Source organism: Chryseobacterium sp. WX, assembly GCF_029542485.1.
Taxonomy (GTDB): domain Bacteria; phylum Bacteroidota; class Bacteroidia; order Flavobacteriales; family Weeksellaceae; genus Chryseobacterium; species Chryseobacterium cucumeris.
In genome coordinates, this window is the sequence record NZ_CP120710.1 from 2,863,678 (window position 1) to 2,886,159 (window position 22,482).

Sequence of the window (22,482 nt, forward strand, 5' to 3'; positions counted from 1 at the left end):
ATTTTTATCGCAGGAGAATTTTATTAAAACTAAAATTGTCCACAAATATTAATTCAATTAGCACTAAATTGCTCCGGAACCTCATCCTAGCACGCAATTTGCTTCCCTTAATGCTCTTCAGGATATTTTAGTATCTTTAAGAATATCAATCATCATTTAAAAAATACAACACCTGTGATCAAAAATTTATTATTCCTGTCCTTTTTCTGTTTTTTATCTTCCTGTACCACAACTGAGGTTCCAAAAATTGCCCCGGTTGATAAAAAAGCAATCATTGATTCTACCATTGCTGCTTTTCAGAAAACCCTTTTAGAGCAACAGATTGATTCCACTTTCAAGAAATATCATTTCAATGGAAGCATAGCTGTTTTTAAAGATTCTATACCTCTTTACAGAAGGGAAAACGGTTATTCAGATTTTAAAAGAAAAAGTAAAATTGACAGCAATACTATTTTTGCAATCGGATCTGTGAGCAAACAGTTCACTGCTGTTCTGATTCTGCTCCAGATGGAACAGGGAAAACTGAATGTGACAGATAAAGCGTCAAAATACCTGAAAGAATTTCAAATCAAAGAATATGAAAACATCACAATTCATCAGCTATTAAATCATACTTCCGGTTTGAATCTGATGGGTGGAAAACTGATGTTCAAAAGTGGATCAGATTTCTTTTATTCCAATGATGGATTCAATACTCTTGGAAAGATTGTGGAAAAAGTTTCTGGAAAATCATATGATGAGAATGTATCGGAACTATTCAAAAAAGCAGGAATGTCCCATTCTTCAACAGGAAATACTTTCAAAGGAAATAATTTTGCCAGTGCGTATGTAGGGACACCTGCCAAATTCTCAGAAGTTCCCAATATGCCGAAAAGATTGGGCGGATCAGAAATCGGGATACCCGCTGGAGGAATACTATCTACGATTCAGGATCTTCATTCATGGAATAAAGCTCTCTATGGTGGAAAAATTTTAAAACCGGAAACCCTTAAACTCTTCATGGCAAAAAGTTCAGAAAGGCATCATGCTATTTTTGGAAAAATGGGTTACGCCTATGGAATTATGCTTAATATCGGTCAACCCAATTCTTATTTCCACAGCGGCTATATAAAAGGTTCTCCTTCCTTAAACATCTATTATCCGGATACCAAAACGTCTGTGATTATTCTCTCTAATATTGCCGATGAAGAAAGAGGAAAAGGAGTGATCTTCAGACCTCATATTGAAGTGAAAAAGATCACTGATCATCTTGAGAATACACTGAACCAACTTCGATCAAAACATTAGTTTTAGCACCCATTTGTTTACACGAGCTTCAGGAATTCCTGCATCTTGACTAAATTCTTTTTATGCTCAAGAAAATTGAATACCGCAAAAGCAAGAGTTGCCTGTAATACAAAAGGAAGAATTAAGGTTACCAGAACCCCGGCAACATCTGCATAATTCTGTTCTCTGAAAAACTGGTAGGCATATTGCCCGTTCCTTATGGCCACCTGCGTCATGGAGCTGGCACACACAACCATTAATCCAAGATTCTGCTGATACATGGTATAGAGACATTTTCCTTTGTATTTAAAGTCTGCTTTTATATACTTCCAGATTTTGTGATTAAAAATCCATATCAATATTGTTGTCACTACAAATGAACCATTAAGAAGTCGGAAAAACAGTTTATATTCTTCCTGATTTCCTGCCATAAAAATTAGTAACAGATTAACAGCAAATGCCAGAGCAGCTACCATCAAAGATTTTTTGAAAATCCCTTTGTATTTCTCCCGGATAATTCTTTTGGCAATCAAAGGAATTTTTGTAGGATAAAATAAAAAATAATTAACCATTTTAAACTCATTGCTCCATGATTCTTTTACCTTCAAGAAAGCTTCCTCAAAATTGATATTCTCATTGCTTTGAATATCCAAAATCTGACTGATCATATGATCTCTGATTTCTACCAGAATATCCAGAGACAACTCTTGGGCCACCAGATAATCTGTAATTTTATTTTCCTGTGCTTCAGTCATCATATGTTAAATATTGTCTGTAGGTTGAGTAAATAACTTTTCATCTCAGTTTCCTGTTCTGCCTGTTGTTTTTTTCCTTTTTCAGTCAACAGGTAATATTTCCGGTCTCTCCCATTAATCTTTTGAATTTCGGAAGTAATCATTCCATCGCTTTCTAATTTATGCAGCAATGGATAGAGCGCACCTTCTGTCATTTCAAGTTCACCCAAAGTAAGTTCTTTAGCTCTTTGAGTAATCTGATAACCATACATCTTCACTTCTTTCGAAAGGAGCTTTAAAATAATATTCTGTAAAGTACCCTTATAGAGACTATTTTTTTTCATAGAATGGTTTAAATACCTTACAAACTTATGCATAATTTTCTTATGTATTAAAATTTAATTTAAAAACTTTTAATTTGTCATATGAAAAAAATGTACTTCATAGCCATTTACCCTCCTCAGGAAATTATTGAAGAAATAAAAGTTTTTAAACAGGATCTGGCAACAAATTATGCCAATTCCAAGGCTTTGAAAAACGAAGCACATATTACACTCTTTCCTCCCTTTTCGAGAGAAATTGAACTGGAAGAAGATATTCACATTGCTTTTCAGAAAATCAATACAGAAATTACACCTTTTGAAGTAGAACTGGATGGCTTTGGAAGCTTTCCCAACCCTAAAAATCCTGTACTCTATATTCAGCCAAAAGAAAATATTCAATTAACAGAGCTTTACCACAGGGTAAAGGAGCATTTTAATTTTGCTCAATATTCTTTTCACCCGCATATGACTGTGGGATTCAGAGATCTGACTTGGGAAAATTATCTTAGAGCATGGGAAAAATATGAAACCAAGGAGTATAAAACTAAATTTATAGTTGATGAAATTCTCCTACTTCGCCACGATGGACAATGGGTACCTGTAGCAGAGAAAAAACTGGAAAAATAAAACCGGCTACTGGAGCCGGTTTCGTTTCATTTATTCTTTGATGATCTTCTGAGAAATAATCAGGTTTTTATTTTCTTTTACATTCAACAGATAAGTACCTGCGGGATAGTTTTTAATATCAACCCTTATAGCAGAATCATTCAGTTCAAATCTTGATGGAATGAGCTTTCCTGAAGCATCATAAACTTCTACTTTCACCTCTTTTGAAAAGGCCTGCTTGCCTTTAATGAAAAATTCTCCATCTGTTGGGTTAGGATAAAGGCTAAAACGCCTTTCTTCAGCTTTTATCTCTGAAATTTTAAGCGTAGTCTTACTCAAAGTCCAGGAAACATTGGTTACATGAAGTGTACTGTGATTGTCAACTTTCAAAAGCGGATTGTTATCCACTACCGAAAGAGTCAGGGTATTACTTCCATTGTTAAGTTGTCCCGGAGTTATCGTAATGCTACTTCCTGTTTCCCCAAGAGCCGTTCCGTTTAAACTCCAGGAATTAACCAGCGTATTCGGGATGGGTAGGATTTCACTGACAGTGAAAGTAACATTGGATGTAGCATCCACAGTGGTATTATTTGCCGGAGTATAGGAATCTACAGGAGAAACCAGACTATGAATTTTTTCAATAATTGCCTCTTTACATACGGAGCAGAACTGTTGATTAAGATATCTCATTTCGCAACTCTGATGCGGTCTGAACCAGGTGGGACTCTCAGCATGGGCATAAACTCCTACTCCATTCAATCCTACCCAGTTTTTCCATTTTATCGTTGCCGGGTTAGAATTCTGAGTTTTATTGGGAGATTCCAGTGAACCTGAAAACCAATATTCATCGGCTAATTTACCAAAAGAATGCCCCAGCTCATGTACCACAATTTCATTGGAAGAACCATTGAGTGAAGCAAAAGCATAAGTTCCTCCACAACCTCCATATTCTGTAGAGTTACCCAAAACATAAGTAATATCATAATCAGGAATGTTGGCTGCCAGAACCTGTCCTACTTTATTGGTTGTATTACTGTAGATGCAACGGTGAACTCCTACATCGAAAGTAGACCCAAGATAGTTATTGGGATTGGTTACAGGAATTACGGGCTCGGTAACGTCTGTTGCCGTTCCGGGATGCTTTACTCCGGATTCGGTAGAGATTACTTTTACGGCATAGGCATTAAAGTAATTTTTATATTCCGTATACGGACTTTTTGTAAAAAGATAATTGACTGTATTCTGAGCAGATGTTGTAAAGGCAGCTTGCTGTGCAGAGGTAAATCCGTCTCCTAACACGGCAATCACAACTCGTTTACTGTTGTCTCCATTCTGTAAAAGAGGAACAGTCTCGAATGACTGTGCAAAACAACTGCTTCCGATTAAAAGGGATAATAAAGTTTTTTTCATAATTATAGTTTTTGTGTGAATAATACTTGTACCCCATCATCAGTTGCTTTTTCAATCTTTACTGACTTTACGTTTTCAGAATAAGAAAACCGGGCACTGAATTCCGTATTTTGAAGGGAAGCTTTATGTCTGGAAATTCCTTCTTTTTCATATACCTCCAGTTCAGGATTAAAAGGATCTTTCACAAGCTGTTTAACTACTTCTTTTCCATCAGACCCTATTAATATGATCACAAGATCACCCTTACGAACATCATCTCTATCAAAAGAGGGTACATGTTTTAGTCTGCCGTCTGCAATTTTAGTACTCTGAAGTGTAATTTTTGTATTTCCTGAGTAATCTTTATCCGCCTTGAAAAACAGATAAATAATCCGGTCGCTCTTTGTTGTAACGATTTCTGAATCCTTACTTTGAATTAAACTACTTTCCTTCTGAAAGCTGCATAACAAAAAAGCAGGAACAATAAGTACATTAAATACATTTTTCATAATCATTTTTGTTTAAAGTTACTAAAGTTTTAAATAAAAATGGAAATCATTATCAATACTTTTTTACACTTAAAACATAGAAAGTCATATCTTTGACGCAATGATTTCAGAGAAAATAATTTTAGGAATTGACCCGGGAACAACGGTAATGGGATTTGGTATTATCTCCGTAAAAAAAGGAAAAATGGAGATGGTCTCTATTCATGAACTGATCTTAAAAAAATATCCCAATCACGAAACCAAGCTTAAGTACATTTTTGAAAGAACCCTGTCTCTTATTGACGAGTTTCATCCTGATGAAGTCGCTCTTGAAGCTCCCTTCTATGGAAAAAATGTACAGAGTATGCTGAAGCTTGGACGTGCTCAGGGTGTTGCCATGGCTGCCAGTCTTTACAGAAACATCCCTATTACGGAATATTCTCCAAAAAAAATCAAAATGGCTATCACCGGAAATGGTAATGCCAGTAAGGAACAGGTAGCAGGTATGCTTCAAAATCTTCTTAAATTAAAAGAATTTCCTACAAAATATTTAGATGCTTCTGATGGTCTTGCTGTAGCAGTATGTCATCATTTTAATTCCGGAACGATAGCAGATACCAAATCATATTCCGGATGGGAGAGTTTCTTAAAGCAGAATCCTGATAGATTGAAATAGTTTTTCATCTTCATTTTGCAAATTTTCAAAATTAAAAAAATTAACATCCTCAAAAACAGAATTTTATACAAACACACATAATTACTTGGTAAAACATAATACTATCTTTTACATTGGTATGATTTTTAGTACTACCTTTGTATAAATTTTCAGTTATGAAAACAAACCAACAAACTATAAATCAAGGGACTCATAAAATAAACTGGTTCCAAAAGTTTCTGATGGTATGTTCAGGCGGGAACATCCATATTTTAAGAAAGACTCCGAGTGAATGGAATAAGTTTTCCGGCATCGGAGGTATTGTCCTTTTCACTGCAGTATTTGCCACTTTATCTGCAGGCTATGCTATGTATACGGTTTTTGATAATCTTTGGGCTTCTATAGGATTTGGAATTCTGTGGGGACTAATGATTTTCAATCTTGACCGTTATATTGTTTCTTCCATCAAAAAAACAGGAACATGGTGGAATCAGATTCTGATGTCTATTCCACGCCTCATTCTTGCAACCTTTCTGGGAATTATCATTTCTAAACCTTTAGAACTTAAAATTTTTGAAAAGGAGGTGAACAAACAGTTAAATACCATTATTCAAAGAAATAAAAAGCAGTTACAGGGTGAAATGAATGGTAGGATTCTTCAACAAAGCGGTCCTTTTGAAACAGAAAAGCAACAAATTTCAGGAAAAATTGCTCAGTATCAGCAGTCATATGACTCTGCTTCTGTAGAGCTTGAGAAGGAAATCCTGGGTAAACAATCGGGATTAACCAGTGGAAAAGAAGGTTATGGCCCCAATGCCAAACGTAAGCAACAATTAAAGGAACAACGCCGATTGGACCTTGAAAACTATCAGAAACAGGCTGCTCCCAGACTGGAATATCTGGATAAAGAAATTTCCAAGGTATACACTAATCTGGAAACAGAAAGAAAATCTACAGAAACTTTTGAAGATAAATTCAATGGTTTTGCAGCAAGACTTCAGGCATTGGATGAGCTTGGTAAAAATTCTGCGATCATTGGACTTGCAGCCGCTTTTATCATGGGATTGTTTATCTGTCTTGAGATTTCTCCGGTTCTGGTAAAATTAATCTCTCACGTAGGGCCCTATGATTATCTTTTAGAAAAAACAGAAAATGATTTCAGGTTGTATTCTAAAGAGAAAATTGAAAAAGGAAATGCTCTGACTGATTTCAGAATTGATGATTTTAAGGATAATCTGAAAAATTAAAATGATAACTTATTCCCATCATCCAACCTTAAACATTAGAGAAAAAATCTATAATAAACCATTTTTCAATAAATAAAATCTAACCTTTTGTTATATAACGAAAGGTTTTTCTTTTAATTAAGTGTTTTATGTAAAATATTTTTTAATTTTATATTACTTAAAATTCTTGCTATCATGAAAAACTTAATTTTTGCATGTACACTGCTGATAGGCAGTGCCTTTGCTCCTGCTCTAAAAGCACAGGCATCAGAACCATTTTTAGGGCAAATAGCCTTTGTACCTTATAATTTTGCTCCAAAATACTGGGCAGAATGTAATGGGCAGCTTCTGCCCATCGCTCAAAATCAAGCACTTTTTTCATTGTTAGGAACCACTTATGGAGGAAATGGGACAACCACATTTGCCTTACCAGATATGAGAGGAAGGGTACTTGTTCATAACGGACAAGCTCCAGGAAGTCCTACCACATACACCATGGGAGAAACCGGAGGAGCTGAAAGTGTAACACTATTGATAACACAAATGCCAGCTCACAATCATACTGTAAATGCCGTAACGGCAGAAGGAAACCAAAGTACTCCAACAAATAATTTACCTGCTGACACAAAAGGGCTCGATAAAGAATATTCCGATACAGCTGCTAACACTGTAATGAAAAACACAATGGTAGGAAATACAGGAGGAAGCCAACCTCATGAAAACAGACCTCCATTTATTACCTTGAAATGTATTATTGCATTAGCTGGAGTTTTCCCATCACAAAATTAATAACTATGAAAATTCTTTACTTATTATGCCTGATAGCAGGAAGCACAGCTTTTGCGCAGACTATAACTTTTAAAGGATGCATTAATCTGTTTGATGATCAAACTTTTATTTTTAATAAAACCGGGGTTGACACCAATAACAAAAGCATCTATGTAACGACTCCTGTTGACGGAGAGCCATGCAGCGGCCTGGGAACCTGCGAATTTAAAATACAATGGAACAACACTCTTACAAGATGGGAATTTCTTGCTGATGAGGGATATGGTACATTTACAAATCCTAAACTTGTTTATTACAATTCAACGGGAAATAATTCAGTCTCTTTTCCTCCTGGTAACAACATTGGAACCTGGGTTGAAAATACGGCATTTACAACCGGGCTTTGCAATGGAAATCTTACTGCAGGAAATTCTACCATGACCGGTGATGTGCAAACCACAACATTAGGAACTTCGGAGCTTACTAAAAATAAAATTCAGATCTTCCCTAATCCTGTGACTGATCTCATCAGTATTAGAGGTATCGACGACGGAACGTCAATCCAGATTTACACTATTGACGGACGTCTAGTAAAGTCTGAAATGTTTGATTCTAAGATTGATGTTTCACAACTCGCTCCCGGAGGATATGTACTGAAAATAAATACCCGAAATTTTCAGACGCATCAATTTAAATTTGTAAAAAAATAAGGTACTGTTTTTTTAAATAATCAATTATTAAAGCTTTCGGGATCTTCGGAAGCTTTTTATTTTAAGATAAGGAATGTTTTTTGCATAAAATACAGTATGCCTTCAAGTGTCGTAAATCATTTCATTTATTTCCAAGAAACTGAAATATTGAGAATTATATATCAGTCGGGGGCTGTTTATGACTATTTTAAAGTACCTTCTACTATTATAGAAAAGTTTGGAAAGGCAAAATCTAAGGGACAATTTCTTAACAAAGTTATTAAGCCCAAATTTAAGTATATAAAAATTGAATAAAAAATGTCTCCATTACAATGGAGACATTTATATATATTTTAAATGATAATCATTTTATTTGATAATCAACTTTGAAGACTTACTGTCTTTTCCATTAGAAACCTGAATCATGTAAACTCCTTTTTCTAATTGCTGGTCTACTTTGAAAACACCATTTCCTTCTTCAGATAAAGATGGACTTGATACCAGTCTTCCTGACATATCAGAAATAGAAACTTTCAGATTCTTACCATTTTTAGCTTTAATGAAGATCTTATCTCCGGTTGCTACCGGGTTTGGATAAACTGTTAAATCACCATTATCAGCTTTCACTTCACTTGTTCCTAGGTTGGTAACAAATTTTACTGTATAATCTTCAACCTGTCCGTATTTTAATTGTCCACAAGGAGCCATGTTAGCATTCTCATCATCTACAAGGACTCTCATTCTTAGAGGAGTATTCAATACTACTGAAGCCGGAGCTGTAATCGTAGTACTGTAAGTACCAATTAAAGTAACAGGATCTGCAATAATATTATCAGCCGAACCTACAAGTTCAGAAGCTTCAAATGTTCCGTTATTATTATAATCAATCCATACTCTTACATCATTATATGAATCTGATACATTCACCTGAAGATTATGAGTTCCAGTAGCAGAAAGCTCAGTTGATGTTGCTCTTAAGCAGCTAGCTCCTGTATAATCTTCATAGAAATTAGCAGCACTCTGCCAATATCCTGTTGATGCATTATTGATATTTCCCAGTTTTACTAAAGTTGGTCCTACAAAATAATTACTTGGTGTTGTAATACCTGTTGGATTACATGTAGCTGCAATAGGAGTTCCAATAGCCGATCCTGCAGAAGGAGCTGTTGCTCCTAATGAAGTACTTAGCCCTCCTTTCATCAGGAAGAAATAAAGAGCTGCTCTGTCATGTTGCCCATTGGTAAACTTAAATGCTGTTGGGTTTGTATAGTTCATCATATTATACTGTACTCCCTGATAGTTCACCCCTGAACAATAATTCATATCATTATTGGTAGGTGCCGGAAAATCATTCAGCAAGCTTCTTGATCTTTCTGTATCACAAACCTGGTCATCATCATCCTCACAGTTACCTGTAGTTGGTGGGCAGAAATTAGTAGTTGTATCTCCTTGTGGTGCATCCGGGTCTACATTTCCAAAAGTATGAAGTAATCCCATACTATGTCCAAATTCGTGTGCCAGAGTAATATCATCCTGTAATGTAACGACAAAAGATTTCATAAAGGATTCATAAGAAGAATCAGGATTTTGAGGTAATCCTGCCCATCCCATAATACCATAAGTACCACCGCCATCTACTTTATTCATAATATAAATATTGAAGTAAGATGCTTCCGGCCAGTGAGGAGCAATTGTTTTTACCTGTGCTGTTGTAACTCCATTGGCTCCGTTACGCTTTACTCCATAAGTATCATATCCAGTAAGGACTCCTCCATTATATCGAATAATCCCCGTAGTAGCATTACAGCTAGGGTCTCTTTTAGCCAACACCAATTTAATCGGCATGGTAGCAGCATTACCAAAATCTGCAGGAACTCCCTGCGCCCATTGATAAGTACCTGCATACATTTGATTACAATGATCCAACCAAGCCTGAATTTGTGCATCACTCTTATTATAAGCTGAACCAATAGCAGCACCAGTAGGTGCTATTACGTGTACTACTACAGGAATTTCGTAAACTCCATTTACAATTTTGTATGCACTTCCGTTTTTAGCTGTAGTATTTTGATTACTGCTAATAACTTTGTTACGGATATTACGAATCATTTCATCAATTTCCGCATTCTGTTTTTGATGTACTCTCTGTTCATTATCAAAGTCACACCAATCTTTTTTTTGTTGTGCAGATACTGAAAGGGATAGTAACAAAGCCCCACAAAGGATAGTTTTCTTCATTTCACTAATTTAAAAAATTAAACAATTTGCAAATTTACTACCTTCACATCCTTAATCGTGATATTCACAACTAAAACAAGCAATAAATTTAAAATTTTATTACAGTTAGTAGAAAAAACCTAACTATTGTTACATTTAAATTAAAAAATAAAATTAACACAAAACCCAACAGAACTAATTTTATTTATATTATAATTAAAAAACACAGAAAAATAAAAACAAATTGACAATTTAAAAAATAGACATTTTAAAATCAACACCCTATCAACCAAATCATTAAAACAGAATCACAAAATAAAAAAACCGCACAAATTGTGCGGTTTTTCATATTTAAATTCAATTATAATTTTATAAAGAATAATTCGGAGCTTCCTGTGTGATAATGACATCATGCGGGTGAGATTCTTTCAATCCGCTTCCGGTAATCATAACCAATTTTGAGTCCCTTTGAAGGGTTTCAATATCTTTTGCACCACAGTATCCCATTCCGGCTCTTAAACCTCCTGTCAACTGGAAAATAACATCTTCCAATTTTCCTTTATGCGGAACTCTTCCTTCAATTCCTTCCGGAACGAATTTTTTAGCTTCACTTTGGAAATATCTTTCTTTACCACCTCTCTTCATTGCTGAAAGACTTCCCATTCCCTGGTAAGATTTGAATTTTCTTCCCTGGAAGATAATTTCTTCTCCCGGAGCCTCATCTGTACCTGCTAAAAGTGAACCTAACATTACAGCACCTGCACCGCTAGCGATAGCTTTTACAATATCTCCGGAAAGCTTGATACCTCCGTCGCCAATTACTGCTACATTTTGAGATTTAGCATATTCATAAACGTTATAGATAGCAGATAACTGAGGAACTCCAACTCCGGCCACTACTCTGGTTGTACAGATAGATCCTGGGCCTACTCCTACTTTCAATACGTTTGCTCCTGCTGCAATAAGATCTTTTGCGGCATCTGCTGTCACAATATTTCCTCCTACAATATCAAGGTTAGGATATGCTTTTCTGATCTCTGAAATTTTATCTAAAACTCCTTTTGAATGACCATGTGCAGAATCAATTGCTACAATATCAACTCCTGCCTGTACTAAAGCCTCAATTCTCGTTAATGTATCTTCTCCTACTCCTACTCCCGCTCCTACGATAAGACGACCATTTTCATCTTTATTGGCATTAGGGTACTCCAACTGATTATCGATATCCTTGATAGTAATTAAACCTACAAGTTTGTTATCTTTATCTACGATAGGAAGTTTTTCAACTCTGTTCTTAAGAAGGATTTCTTTTGCCTTTTCAAGATTGGTATTTTTGTCTGAAGTGATCAGATTTTCTTTGGTCATGATCTCTTCTACTTTCATATCAAGATTTTCCTGATATTTTACATCTCTGTTGGTAATAATTCCGATCAGGACATTATCGGGATCTACAACCGGAAGACCGGAAATCTTATATCTTGACATAAGATCTTTAGCTTCACCTAAAGTATGATCTTTAGATAAAGTAACCGGATCAGAGATCATTCCGTTTTCGGAACGTTTTACACGGTTTACCTGAGCTGCCTGCTCAGCGATTGTCATGTTTTTGTGGATAAATCCTAACCCTCCGACTCTTGCTAAAGCAATGGCCAGATCAGCTTCAGTAACAGTGTCCATCGCAGCGGAAACTATCGGAACATTCAGCGTGATTTTGTCGGTAAGTCTTGATTTTAATGAAACCTGGTTAGGTAAAACTTCTGAATAAGAAGGGACTAGAAGAACGTCATCGAAAGTGATGGCTGTCTCTACAATTTTGTTATGAATAGACATCTTTACTTTCTTTGCAAAATTAGGTTATTTTAGTGAGATATGAAAATCCTTTTTGATAGTTTAAATAAAAATTAATAATCAATAACTTAAATCAAAAAAACCGTCCTTTTATCAGAACGGTTACGGTACAAAATAATTGAATAAGTTTGAAACTACTTTATTTATATGTTAAATATGAACATTGAAGGTCTGTTTCATGAGGTTTTCATTTTCATCCAGATTGAATTCTTGAGGTGATATGATTATTTATCAGCAACAGAATTAATCATTTTTGAAATATCATTAGCCGTAAAACTTCCTTTTACATCTACAAAAACCATTTCATTCTTGCTGGAACCTACAGTGATCAGCATATTTTTAATGATCTCTCCGTCCTGTTTTACTCTAATGTTGATATCTTCTCCATCATGTTTTATGCTAGCCCACTCTTCATAATGATTGTTATTCAAAAACTGAGCATAGTCATTTAGCATTTCCTTACTCCCATTGGTTACAGTAAGGACTTTTATTTTAGAGGCTTTCTTAACCATATCTATGGTCTCTTCACTTTCTCCTTCTTCTCTAAGGGCTTTCTTAATATAAGATTTAGCTAAAACCATGGGCACATTAATACTTGCAAACTGTACGCCCTTGAAATCATATTTTGAATTCTGAAAAAAATCTATATTCGGCTTTTCTGAGACAATACATGACTGCATCAGCCCAATTGTCAGAATCACGAGAAAAATGTTTTTAAGAGTCTTCATAGGTTAGTTTTTTTTATTTGATTTGTCTGAGGCTTCCTCCCGAAATTTTGTCCACTTTGGCATCTAGCTCAGGATTTCCTTTCAGTTTTACATCAGCTCCTGAAGAAACACTTACTTTTAATTTGTCTGTAACAAGTAAGGAAAGACTTGCTCCTGAAGTAGATTCTGCAACTGCTGTGGTAATCTTAAGGTCATCGGCTTTACACGAAGCACCGCTACTCGTTTCTATTACTGCAGAAACAGCTTCTCCGGATAAGTTTACACTTGCTCCGCTTGAGGTATCCAAAGCCAGCTTCTCTGTGATAAGTTCTGCATTCACAACAGCACCAGAGCTCACTGTAACAGCGGCAGCTTGTTTTACATTGAAAGCTCCTTTAATAATAGAACCTGATTCTGCATCGATCTCCATGCTATTCTCATTAACAGTATCTACAGCTGTAAAAATACTTCCCGATGAAGTTTTTATACCGTGAAGATTAGGAGCCGAAACGTTCACATTAAGATTTTTAAATCTAAGATTTCGAACGCCTTTATTATCCACATATATTTTCAGCACTCCGTTTTCCACTTTAGTGATGACATATTGAAGTTTATCTGCATCGGCAATCACTTTTACACTTCTGTTATTTTCCTGCTTGAAGGTAACATTTACTCCCACGCTGGCATCTATTTTTGAAAACTCACCTACATTTCTGCTATCTCCATTCAGGTAAGAAGATGTATTCTCTGAAGTAAGGCTGCTTTTCATGGTACTTGTCACAGAAGAAGTAATTGTTTCGCCGGAATTAATGATTTTGTTCACATCTGACAGTTTCATTTTTCCATTAAGAATAAAAATAATATTCTCTTCTTTGGAATCTACATTGAACACAAGATTTTCCAGATAATTATCTTTTTCTTCTTCGGCAAGGAACTTCATGGAAGTACCATCACTGCTCATGGACATCAGTTCATTGAAATTAAGAGATCGTAGAGCTTTATTCACCCGATCCGTCTTTTCTTCGTTCATTCTTATATTCGCGAGATTTTCATCTTTTAAACGATCCGGAAATGTTATTTTGGGAATGATCAGGATTTTCAACCCTTCTACTTCGTTCAAAATTGGTTTTATCTTTCCTACATAAGCATCATTAACATCAATGGTATTCAGTAGTTTGAACATTGGCTTCTTGATATTGATAGATGTTACTCCTCCATTTTTTTCAAAATCCTGAAAAAGCTTGTTCAGTTTGTCTGTCTGTGCAGAAGATGTTGCAAAACTGCTTAGCATTATGGCTATTATAAAAAATATTTTTTTCATGAGATTGAGCTGATTTTTAGTATTCGCTGTCAAGATTTTCATTTTTTTGGGAAGATGCTACTGTTTTTTTAAACTCGTTTCCTAATTTCATAAAGGAGTATCTTGTAACATCCAGGGCTTCTTTTTCACTACTAATTCTTTTTCCGTTTACAATAACATAAGAGTCATTGTAAGCTGTTGCAGAATCATTTACATTTTTACCTGGGAAGGAAGAATTATCAACATATCTAGGTTTTCTTTCTTTTTTAAGCCTTCCTCTTTTTGGCAGAATCTCATCCATTACATCTTTTTCTGCCACCTGGTTGTCCTGAAAAACAGAATCTTTTTTCACACCGGAAATAGAGTCTGTATGATTCACTGCAACCTGTTCCTGATGATCACTGTTTTCTTCAATGAACCCTGATTTCTGTTTTAAGATCTCGTCTTTTACCAGTTTTTCTCTGTCCAGGGCATCTGCCGTACCGGAATTATTATAATTGATAAATAAGCCGATACCCAAAACCAGCATTACACTGGCGGCCATCCAGAACCATTTAGGAAATGAAGGTTTCTTTTTTTCGCCTAATGGGATGATAGGTGCCATATTCTGTTCAGGCTCCGCACCTTCTGCAGTCTGAAGAAAATCTTCAAAACTCCAGTCCATTTTTTCTTCCTTAATTTCCCGGAAGACTTCGTTGTATTTATCTTGTAATTGATCTTTTTTCATAGCTCATCAGTTGTGAGATTTGTTCTTTTACTTTTTGTCTCGCACGCATCAGGTTTACCCTTACTGCATTTTCCTCCATTTCCAGCATTTCAGAAATTTCGGAAACATCATACTCTTCTACATCTTTCAAGTGGATGACCATCTTCTGTTTCTCAGGGAGCTGATTGATAAATCCTACAATATGTTCCTTAAGGTTATCAACTTCCATACTGTAAAGCTCCGAGCGGTGAAGCTGCATATCCGCAAAGCCGATCTTTACGTCGTGATGCTTCAATCTGTTCAGGCATTCGTTCCGGACAGACTTCAGCGCATAGGATTTAAAGTTCCCGAATTGCTCAAGCTCATCCCTCTTCTGCCAAAACTTCATCATGAGATCCTGTACTACATCTTCTGCTTCATCACTGCTCATGACAAACCGCTTCGCAAAACGATACATCTCGTCTTTGAGAATAAACACCGTATTCTTGAAAGTTTCTTGGGTCATGAGTTTTGTTTCTTATAGGTAAGACAATTGCTATTACTTATCTATTACATCAAAAATAAAAAAACTTCAAATAATTTGAAGTTTTTTATTTTTATTGAATTAATACGTATCAAAAATATGTTTCAGAATCGCTTTATCTTCTTCTGTTAAAGCCACTTTTCTTCTCGCCATGGCTCTTTCTGCGACTTCATATACTTTATCAAGTTTGAATCTTTCATCATCTTTCGAGCCGCCCCATGAAAAGTTTTCCACAAGGTTAGGGGGAAAACCTGGTTTGAAGATATTGGAAGCAACGCCGATTACCGTTCCTGTATTCAATTGGGTATTGATGGCTGTTTTGGAATGATCTCCCATAATCAGACCTGCAAACTGTAATCCTGTATCTTCGAATAATTTTGTTCTGTAATTCCAGAATTTTACGCTACCATAATTATTTTTCATGTTAGAAGAATTCGTATCCGCTCCGAAATTACACCACTCCCCAATCACAGAGTTTCCTACAAAACCCTCATGCCCTTTACTGGAGTATCCGAAGACAATAATGTTATTCACTTCACCACCTACTTTACAGTGAGGGCCGATGGTGGTAGCTCCGTAAATTTTAGCGCCAAGGTTGAATTTGGAATCATCACAAAGCGCAATTGGCCCGCGAAGATGGCAGCCTTCCATGATCTCAGTATTTTTCCCGATGTAAATCTTCCCTGTTTTTGTATTGATGGTAGAGAATTCAACATAAGCTCCTTCTTCAATAAACAGATCTTTTTTATCGCCTAAGAAACCATTGGTTGAAGACAATTCCTGTGAAGTTCTTCCTTTAGTAAGCAGTTCAAAATCAAAATCAATCGCGTGATGGTTATAGGTAAAAAGATCTTTCGGTCTTTTGAAAAAAACGAGTTCTTCCTTAATATCCGTCATTTTTTCAATCTGGTTCAGAGAAAACCCTTTCATATTGATTTTAGCAGCAATCAGCTCATCTTCATAAACCAGGGCTTCTCCCTGCTTAAGATCTTTAATCTGTTGAATTACGGTTTCTGTAGGAAGGAAATTGGGAACTAAAAATAGACTTTCTTTTTCCTCCGGGCTTTTAAATTTATCCTGAAGGTATATTTCCGTGAAATAAGTTACTTCAGTGTTTTCAAGTATTTTCTGCCATCTTTCAGAAAATGTAAGGATTCCGCATCGCATAGCAGCAACCGGACGGGTAAAAGTAAGCGGAAGAAAATCTTCCCAATATTGTGCGTCTGAAAATACCAACTGCATCATTCAGTTTTTAAGTTTAAGGTTTATGTTAAAGGTCAACAAATTTACAATAAAAAAAGTCTCCCAAAAATTGGAAGACTTTAATATTTTTAATGTATAAAAATTACTTAGCGAATTTTTTATACTTGTTCATGAACTTATCAACTCTACCTGCAGTGTCAACTAGTTTCACTTTACCAGTGTAGAAAGGGTGAGAAGTTGAAGAGATTTCCATTTTGATTAGAGGATACTCTTGTCCTTCGTACTCAATAGTGTCTTTTGTTTCTGCAGTAGACTTGCAAAGAAACACCTCGTCGTTACTCATATCTTTGAAAACAACAAGTCTATAATTTTCTGGGTGGATTCCGTTTTTCATAATACTATTTTTAAAAAAATTAAGTTTGCTTTCGAAATAGTAATGGATATTTCTCTGCTAAATTTTAGGTTGCAAAAATACAACATTTTTTTAAAATTCCAAATACTGAATTCAATATTTTTTTATAGATAAGAAATTCAAAGTATTTTCGTTAAATTTGGAACTTACTTAAACTTTAATTTCAATGAAATTCAAATTATTACTGGCTTTTTCCTTCTGGATGTTACTTGTAGCAGTATCATGTAATAAAGATGACATAACGTTTGACAGTCCTTCACAGGAACTCCGCTTCTCCAGAGATACGGTATTTTGTGATACGGTATATCATCAGGTACGTTCAGAAACTTATGTTGTAAAAGTATATAATAATGAAGATAAGGATATCATGATCCCAAGAGTAAACCTTGAAAAAGGAGCGGCTTCATTATATAGAATCAATGTAGATGGAAAACCGGGATATGATTTTAAAAATGTTCCTTTAAGAAAGAAAGACAGCCTTTATATTTTTGTTGAAATTGCTCCGGAAGCTACAGGACCGGAAGCCATTGCAGAAGACAAAGTTCTTTTTACAAGTCCTGGCGGACAACAGCATGTAACTTTATTTTCTGTTGTTCAGGATGCTGAATTTTTCATTCAGACTCCCGGAAACCCGAATGTAATTACCAGTTCCACTACATGGAATAACAATAAAGCAAAGATCATCTACGGAAATCTTACCATTAATCCTAATATAACATTGGATATCAATCCCGGTACGAAAGTATACTTCCACAAAAACAGCGGAATGAAAGTTTCTTCCGGAGCGGTCTTAAATATTAACGGTACTCAGGCAGATCAGGTTATTCTTCGCGGAGACAGGAATGATCCTTATTATGATACGATTCCTAAAAACTGGAATTCTATTAAAATGGAGACCAATTCTACCCTTAAGATGAACCATGCAAGACTTTTCGGAGGGACTAGAGGGCTGGATATGAAGCAAACCAATGCTACTATTACCAATTCCTTCATCCACACTTTCTTTGAATATGGAATCTATGCCGTAGGTTCTACCGTGAATGCCAATAATCTTGTCATGAACAATTGCGGTTTATCATGTATTGGTATTTTCCTGGGTGGAAAACATAGCTATACTCATGCTACCATTGCGAATTATTCTAAAACAATGAGTTCTTTTGACAGAGCAGGAATTTTTGCGGCCAATGAATGGAAAAATGATACCGGGCAGTCGCAACAAGGAGCCTTACAGCAGCTTGACATCAAAAACAGTATTGTCTATTCTGACAGGGATGATGCTGTTCATTTTGAGCAAACTCCGGGACAGCAGTTTGAATTCTTACTTCAAAATTCATTAATCAAATATACAAGTGCCACCGGAGCAGGTTTCACTTTTGACAACAATCCGAATGTGATACAAACGGTGAAGAATGCAGAACCTCAGTTTGTCAATTATTTTATGGCTAAAATGAATTTAAGGGTAAAACCAGGTTCTCCGGCTCTTGGAAAAGGAAATGCGGCTGTTGCAGCAACGGTACCTTTTGATATTGTGAATGTTTCCAGAACCACTAACCCAACTTTAGGAGCTTATCAATAATGGAAATTACGCAGTTACAACAGCAGGTAGATGAATGGATCAAAACCATTGGGGTAAGATACTTTAATGAGCTTACCAATATGGCAATGCTGACAGAAGAAGTAGGCGAAGTAGCAAGAATTATTGCCAGAAGATATGGTGAACAAAGCGAAAAGGAAAGTGATAAGAATAAAGATCTTGGTGAAGAACTGGCAGATGTGCTTTTTGTTACGCTATGTCTGGCCAACCAAACCGGAGTCAACCTGCAGGATGCTTTCGACAGAAAAATGAAAATAAAAACTGACCGTGATAAAGACCGGCATCAGAACAACGAAAAATTGAAATAATGATAAATGATGAGTTATAAATAATACATCAATTTGTAACTCATTATTTTTTTAGAAATGTAGATCATAATGAAGCTAGAAAAATCAAAATTATCAGGAGATAAAACAGTACAGATCAGCGGTTCGAAAAGTATTTCGAATCGTTTATTGATTCTGGAAAGTCTGTTTAACAATATAAAAATCGGGAATTTATCCAATTCTCAGGATACTCAGCTGCTGAAAAAAGCTTTATCTGAGAATACCGAAGTGGTAGATATTCATCATGCGGGAACAGCAATGCGTTTTCTCACTTCTTATTATTCTATTCAGGAAGGAAAGGCAACTGTTCTTACAGGTTCCGGAAGAATGAAGGAAAGACCTATCAAAAATCTGGTAAGTGCTTTGAGAGATCTTGGAGTGGAAATTGAATATATGGAGAATGAAGGTTTTCCCCCTTTAAAAATTACAGGAAGAAAAATCACACAGACTTCGGTAAATGTTCCTGCGAATATCTCAAGCCAGTTTATCACTTCACTGCTACTTATAGCAGGAAAACTTGAGAATGGATTAGTGATTAATCTTGTGGGTGACGTTACTTCAAGATCTTATATTGAAATGACGCTTGATATCCTGACCAGATTTGGTATTCAAAGCAGTTTTGAAGGAAATACCATCAAAGTAGAACCTTTCACTCCTGACAATTCCGCAGTTGTACATTATGAAGTGGAAAGCGACTGGAGCTCGGCTTCCTACTTCTACTCTATCTGTGCATTAGGAAGAGAAAAGATTCATCTAAAAAGTTTTTACAAAGAATCCACACAGGGAGATTCTGCAATTGCCAACATCTACGAAAAGTTCTTCGGAATCAAAACTACATTCTCTGAAGATGAACATCAACTAACGCTTGAACCTCAGCGTGATTTTTCTTTCCCGGAAAAAATTATGCTGGATATGAACGACTGTCCGGACATTGCACAAACTCTTTGTGTAACAGCCGCCACTTTAAAAATTCCTTTTGAGATTTCCGGACTGGGGACTTTAAGAGTAAAGGAAACCGACAGGCTTCTGGCTTTATATAATGAGCTTAAAAAGCTGGGTACCGAAACAGAGATCACAGATTTGACGATTAAATCAATCAGTTTTGGAGAGCCACAAAGCCATATTTCTATTAAGACCTATCAGGATCACAGAATGGCCATGAGTTTTGCACCATTTTGTCTGATCGGCGAGCTCAATATTGAAGATGAAGATGTAGTAGAAAAGTCTTATCCAATGTTCTGGAAAGATCTTGAAAGTATACTGACTCATTAATTTAACAATATAAAAATGTGGTAATTTGAAAAATGATTTTTATTTCGGATTACCACATTTTTAATAATACTGATAATCATGAAATCTGTCATTCACTTTTTGATATTCTTATCTGTGACGAGCTTATCTGCTCAGAAGCTGAAAAATTTTTCGGTTCCGAAAGGTTATACTCAGATTGCAGAAGCCAAAGGCGATCTTGACAAAGATGGAAAAGATGAAACTATCCTGGTATTTAATACGAATATAAAAGCATCATACAAGCAGAACCCGGAAGGTATAAGTGACTATAAAAGGGTTTTCTATATTCTGAAAAAGGAAAACAGTAGTCTGAAAGTATGGAAAGAAAATTCTGACATCATTTTTTCAAGCGGATTCGGATTTTATCCTTCCGATAATACTCTTACAATCAATATAAAAAATAACTGTCTTGTTATTGAACAACTGTTTTTTACCAATTCAAGGCATACACAGCAATATAAACATACCTTCAGATTTCAGAACGGAGATTTTTATCTGATAGGTTTATACGATCATTTTGAAGATACCTGTGATTTCAGTTTCACCAATGAAATTAATTTTTCTACAGGCCAAGTAATTGTTGACAGAGAATATTCCTCCTGTGATGATCATACCAAACTACCCAAAAACTTACATAAAGAATTTACTCATAAATTCCCGGCTCTTATTAAAATGAATGATTTCTTTATCGGAGACCACAAGTTCAAAATTCCCGGGTTGAAGGAGGATTTTGCGTTTTAAGAGAGACTTCTATCTGGAAAAGCTATATCTTTTGAAAACGCAAAGAAAACAATTCTATAGTTCTATTTAAAGAAAGCAAAGAAGGCGACAATGTCGTTGATGAAGCTTAATTGTTATGCATCCGCTTAGAAAGAGTCAATTTATTGATTTCATCTTTGCTTCCTCTCTATATCCGGAACCAAAATAAGCTTTGCGTTAATAAAAATCGTCGTTTTTCTTCTTTCTTCCAGCTCCCTTACTTTATACCAACTTAATTATCACTTAAAGTTAAATTAACTCCTAGTGCTTTGATATATTCTTATTTTTAAGCTACTTTAAAAATAAAAAAACTATGTTCAAACAAAGCATGAAACGTATGACAGCTATCACTCTTGGAGTGGTTACTGCATCTGTCTTTTTTTCCTGTTCCAATGACAGCCTTATGGAAAGAGACTCTAATGAAAACAGCTTAGCTTCTTTAGCAAAAGTTAGCAGTAGAGCTTCTTTAGCACCTATCGAGATGAACAGCTGGATGTCTGGTCTTCAGGATAATATTTCCATTTCAAAAATCTCGATTCCCGGAACCCATGATTCCGGAGCACGTGTAGATGCCCCTGTTGTATCAGGTACGGCTAAAACTCAAGACCTCAGCATCGCAGAACAACTGAACGCCGGAGTCCGTTTTCTGGATATACGTTGCAGACATATTGACAATGCTTTCACCATTCATCACGGAGCGATTTACCAAAATCTGAATTTTGATGATGTGCTTAATGCGTGCTATGCGTTCCTTAACAGCCATCCATCAGAAACAATCATCATGTCTGTAAAAGAAGAATATGATGCTTCCAATACCACCAGAAGTTTTGAACAGACTTTTGATTCTTATGTACAGAAAAATCCTTCGAAATGGGATCTTGGAGCAAACATTCCTACGCTTGGTGCTGTAAGAGGAAAGATCAAATTACTAAGAAGATTCTCTTCAGGAACAACTAAGGGAATCAACGCTTCACCATGGGCTGATAATACAACTTTTGACATTAACAATTCCGGGGTACAGTTAAAAGTGCAGGATTATTATAAAGTAACTAATAACGACGATAAGTGGAATGGAATTTCCAGCCTGCTTAATGAAGCTAAAAATGATACGAATGGTAAACTTTTCGTGAATTTTACCAGCGGTTATAAACCAGGAATCTTTGGTATCCCAAATATTCCTACCGTATCCAACAATATCAATCCAAGGCTTAAAACATTCTTCCAATCCAATACTCACGGATCTTTCGGAATAATGCCGATTGATTTTGTGAATGCTGAACTTTCCCAATTGATCGTTAACACCAATTTCTAAATTATTATTTGTTAGATTTATTCAAAGGCTGTCTTTCTTTTTGAGGCAGCCTTTTTGCGTTTTGTTCTGCTTTTATCTCTCGCAGATTTTGCAGATAACGCAGATTAACTCAACCATCTGCTTAATCTGTAGAATCTGCGG

Annotated in this window: 24 protein-coding genes; 12 read left to right on the top strand and 12 right to left on the bottom strand. The window is 35.7% G+C overall.

What is annotated here, in order from left to right; genetic code table 11:
* Nucleotides 1-174 precede the first annotated feature (174 nt).
* A complete protein-coding gene (locus tag PZ898_RS12890) occupies nucleotides 175-1,287 on the top strand; it encodes a serine hydrolase domain-containing protein (RefSeq protein ID WP_277693495.1) in 1,113 nt (370 codons plus the stop codon).
* A 17-nt stretch (nucleotides 1,288-1,304) separates the two neighbouring features.
* On the opposite strand, the gene PZ898_RS12895 is transcribed toward PZ898_RS12890, so the two are convergent.
* Together PZ898_RS12895 and PZ898_RS12900 are read right to left on the bottom strand one after the other, a co-directional pair.
* A complete protein-coding gene (locus PZ898_RS12895; protein WP_277693496.1) occupies nucleotides 1,305-2,024 on the bottom strand; it encodes a hypothetical protein in 720 nt (239 codons plus the stop codon).
* Complete coding sequence (locus PZ898_RS12900) at nucleotides 2,021-2,344, bottom strand: PadR family transcriptional regulator (RefSeq protein WP_123279028.1); 324 nt, start codon at nucleotides 2,342-2,344, stop codon at nucleotides 2,021-2,023. Before PZ898_RS12900 ends, PZ898_RS12895 begins: the two co-directional genes overlap by 4 nt.
* Before the next feature lie 81 nt (nucleotides 2,345-2,425).
* Between PZ898_RS12900 and PZ898_RS12905 the strand changes: the two genes are divergently transcribed.
* Nucleotides 2,426-2,950 (top strand): 2'-5' RNA ligase family protein, encoded by a 525-nt coding sequence (locus PZ898_RS12905; RefSeq protein ID WP_277693497.1) that lies wholly within the window; start codon nucleotides 2,426-2,428, stop codon nucleotides 2,948-2,950.
* Between the two features lie 30 nt (nucleotides 2,951-2,980).
* On the opposite strand, the gene PZ898_RS12910 is transcribed toward PZ898_RS12905, so the two are convergent.
* Both PZ898_RS12910 and PZ898_RS12915 read right to left on the bottom strand, forming a co-directional pair.
* Nucleotides 2,981-4,339, bottom strand: a complete 1,359-nt coding sequence (locus PZ898_RS12910) for a M64 family metallopeptidase (protein ID WP_277693498.1) — start codon at nucleotides 4,337-4,339, stop codon at nucleotides 2,981-2,983.
* A 2-nt stretch (nucleotides 4,340-4,341) separates the two neighbouring features.
* Complete coding sequence (locus PZ898_RS12915) at nucleotides 4,342-4,827, bottom strand: hypothetical protein (protein ID WP_277693499.1); 486 nt, start codon at nucleotides 4,825-4,827, stop codon at nucleotides 4,342-4,344.
* A gap of 100 nt (nucleotides 4,828-4,927) precedes the next feature.
* Here PZ898_RS12915 and ruvC point away from each other — a divergent pair, with 100 nt between their 5' ends.
* The 5 genes from ruvC (at nucleotide 4,928) to PZ898_RS12940 (ending at nucleotide 8,459) form a co-directional block, all read left to right on the top strand.
* Nucleotides 4,928-5,482 (top strand): crossover junction endodeoxyribonuclease RuvC, encoded by a 555-nt coding sequence (gene ruvC, locus PZ898_RS12920; protein WP_034692903.1) that lies wholly within the window; start codon nucleotides 4,928-4,930, stop codon nucleotides 5,480-5,482.
* A 155-nt stretch (nucleotides 5,483-5,637) separates the two neighbouring features.
* Complete coding sequence (locus tag PZ898_RS12925; RefSeq protein ID WP_062675697.1) at nucleotides 5,638-6,708, top strand: DUF4407 domain-containing protein; 1,071 nt, start codon at nucleotides 5,638-5,640, stop codon at nucleotides 6,706-6,708.
* Between the two features lie 174 nt (nucleotides 6,709-6,882).
* A complete protein-coding gene (locus PZ898_RS12930) occupies nucleotides 6,883-7,476 on the top strand; it encodes a tail fiber protein (RefSeq protein ID WP_062675696.1) in 594 nt (197 codons plus the stop codon).
* Nucleotides 7,477-7,481: 5 nt separating this feature from the next.
* Nucleotides 7,482-8,165: a T9SS type A sorting domain-containing protein gene (locus tag PZ898_RS12935; RefSeq protein WP_120232678.1), complete on the top strand. Its 684-nt coding sequence runs from the start codon at nucleotides 7,482-7,484 to the stop codon at nucleotides 8,163-8,165.
* Between the two features lie 96 nt (nucleotides 8,166-8,261).
* Nucleotides 8,262-8,459, top strand: coding sequence for a KTSC domain-containing protein (locus PZ898_RS12940; RefSeq protein WP_277693500.1), 198 nt, complete (start codon nucleotides 8,262-8,264; stop codon nucleotides 8,457-8,459).
* Between the two features lie 54 nt (nucleotides 8,460-8,513).
* Here the strand turns inward: PZ898_RS12940 and PZ898_RS12945 are convergent, their stop codons facing one another.
* From PZ898_RS12945 to PZ898_RS12980, 8 genes are all read right to left on the bottom strand, one after another.
* Complete coding sequence (locus tag PZ898_RS12945; RefSeq protein WP_277693501.1) at nucleotides 8,514-10,382, bottom strand: GEVED domain-containing protein; 1,869 nt, start codon at nucleotides 10,380-10,382, stop codon at nucleotides 8,514-8,516.
* A 348-nt stretch (nucleotides 10,383-10,730) separates the two neighbouring features.
* Entirely contained in the window at nucleotides 10,731-12,191 is a 1,461-nt protein-coding gene (guaB, locus tag PZ898_RS12950) for an IMP dehydrogenase (RefSeq protein WP_120232676.1), read from the bottom strand.
* A gap of 242 nt (nucleotides 12,192-12,433) precedes the next feature.
* A complete protein-coding gene (locus tag PZ898_RS12955; RefSeq protein ID WP_277693502.1) occupies nucleotides 12,434-12,937 on the bottom strand; it encodes a DUF4252 domain-containing protein in 504 nt (167 codons plus the stop codon).
* A gap of 13 nt (nucleotides 12,938-12,950) precedes the next feature.
* Entirely contained in the window at nucleotides 12,951-14,237 is a 1,287-nt protein-coding gene (locus tag PZ898_RS12960) for a DUF4252 domain-containing protein (protein ID WP_228432409.1), read from the bottom strand.
* Nucleotides 14,238-14,253: 16 nt separating this feature from the next.
* The gene (locus tag PZ898_RS12965) at nucleotides 14,254-14,943 is read right to left on the bottom strand and encodes a hypothetical protein (RefSeq protein ID WP_277693503.1); all 690 of its coding nucleotides are present in this window, start codon (nucleotides 14,941-14,943) and stop codon (nucleotides 14,254-14,256) included.
* Nucleotides 14,918-15,427 (bottom strand): sigma-70 family RNA polymerase sigma factor, encoded by a 510-nt coding sequence (locus PZ898_RS12970; protein ID WP_002976192.1) that lies wholly within the window; start codon nucleotides 15,425-15,427, stop codon nucleotides 14,918-14,920. Before PZ898_RS12970 ends, PZ898_RS12965 begins: the two co-directional genes overlap by 26 nt.
* A gap of 99 nt (nucleotides 15,428-15,526) precedes the next feature.
* Nucleotides 15,527-16,687 (bottom strand): GlmU family protein, encoded by a 1,161-nt coding sequence (locus PZ898_RS12975; RefSeq protein WP_277695605.1) that lies wholly within the window; start codon nucleotides 16,685-16,687, stop codon nucleotides 15,527-15,529.
* A 103-nt stretch (nucleotides 16,688-16,790) separates the two neighbouring features.
* Nucleotides 16,791-17,042 carry a type B 50S ribosomal protein L31 gene (locus tag PZ898_RS12980; protein ID WP_002976190.1) on the bottom strand — a complete coding sequence of 84 codons (252 nt, stop codon included), beginning with the start codon at nucleotides 17,040-17,042 and terminating at the stop codon, nucleotides 16,791-16,793.
* A 184-nt stretch (nucleotides 17,043-17,226) separates the two neighbouring features.
* Between PZ898_RS12980 and PZ898_RS12985 the strand changes: the two genes are divergently transcribed.
* The 5 genes from PZ898_RS12985 (at nucleotide 17,227) to PZ898_RS13005 (ending at nucleotide 22,341) form a co-directional block, all read left to right on the top strand.
* Nucleotides 17,227-18,636: a hypothetical protein gene (locus tag PZ898_RS12985; protein WP_277693504.1), complete on the top strand. Its 1,410-nt coding sequence runs from the start codon at nucleotides 17,227-17,229 to the stop codon at nucleotides 18,634-18,636.
* Entirely contained in the window at nucleotides 18,636-18,962 is a 327-nt protein-coding gene (locus PZ898_RS12990) for a nucleotide pyrophosphohydrolase (protein WP_034692883.1), read from the top strand. Before PZ898_RS12985 ends, PZ898_RS12990 begins: the two co-directional genes overlap by 1 nt.
* Before the next feature lie 69 nt (nucleotides 18,963-19,031).
* Nucleotides 19,032-20,252 carry a 3-phosphoshikimate 1-carboxyvinyltransferase gene (locus PZ898_RS12995; RefSeq protein ID WP_277693505.1) on the top strand — a complete coding sequence of 407 codons (1,221 nt, stop codon included), beginning with the start codon at nucleotides 19,032-19,034 and terminating at the stop codon, nucleotides 20,250-20,252.
* Between the two features lie 78 nt (nucleotides 20,253-20,330).
* Nucleotides 20,331-21,011, top strand: a complete 681-nt coding sequence (locus PZ898_RS13000; RefSeq protein ID WP_277693506.1) for a hypothetical protein — start codon at nucleotides 20,331-20,333, stop codon at nucleotides 21,009-21,011.
* 331 nt (nucleotides 21,012-21,342) lie between these two features.
* Nucleotides 21,343-22,341, top strand: a complete 999-nt coding sequence (locus tag PZ898_RS13005; RefSeq protein ID WP_117753118.1) for a phosphatidylinositol-specific phospholipase C — start codon at nucleotides 21,343-21,345, stop codon at nucleotides 22,339-22,341.
* Nucleotides 22,342-22,482: the final 141 nt, after the last annotated feature.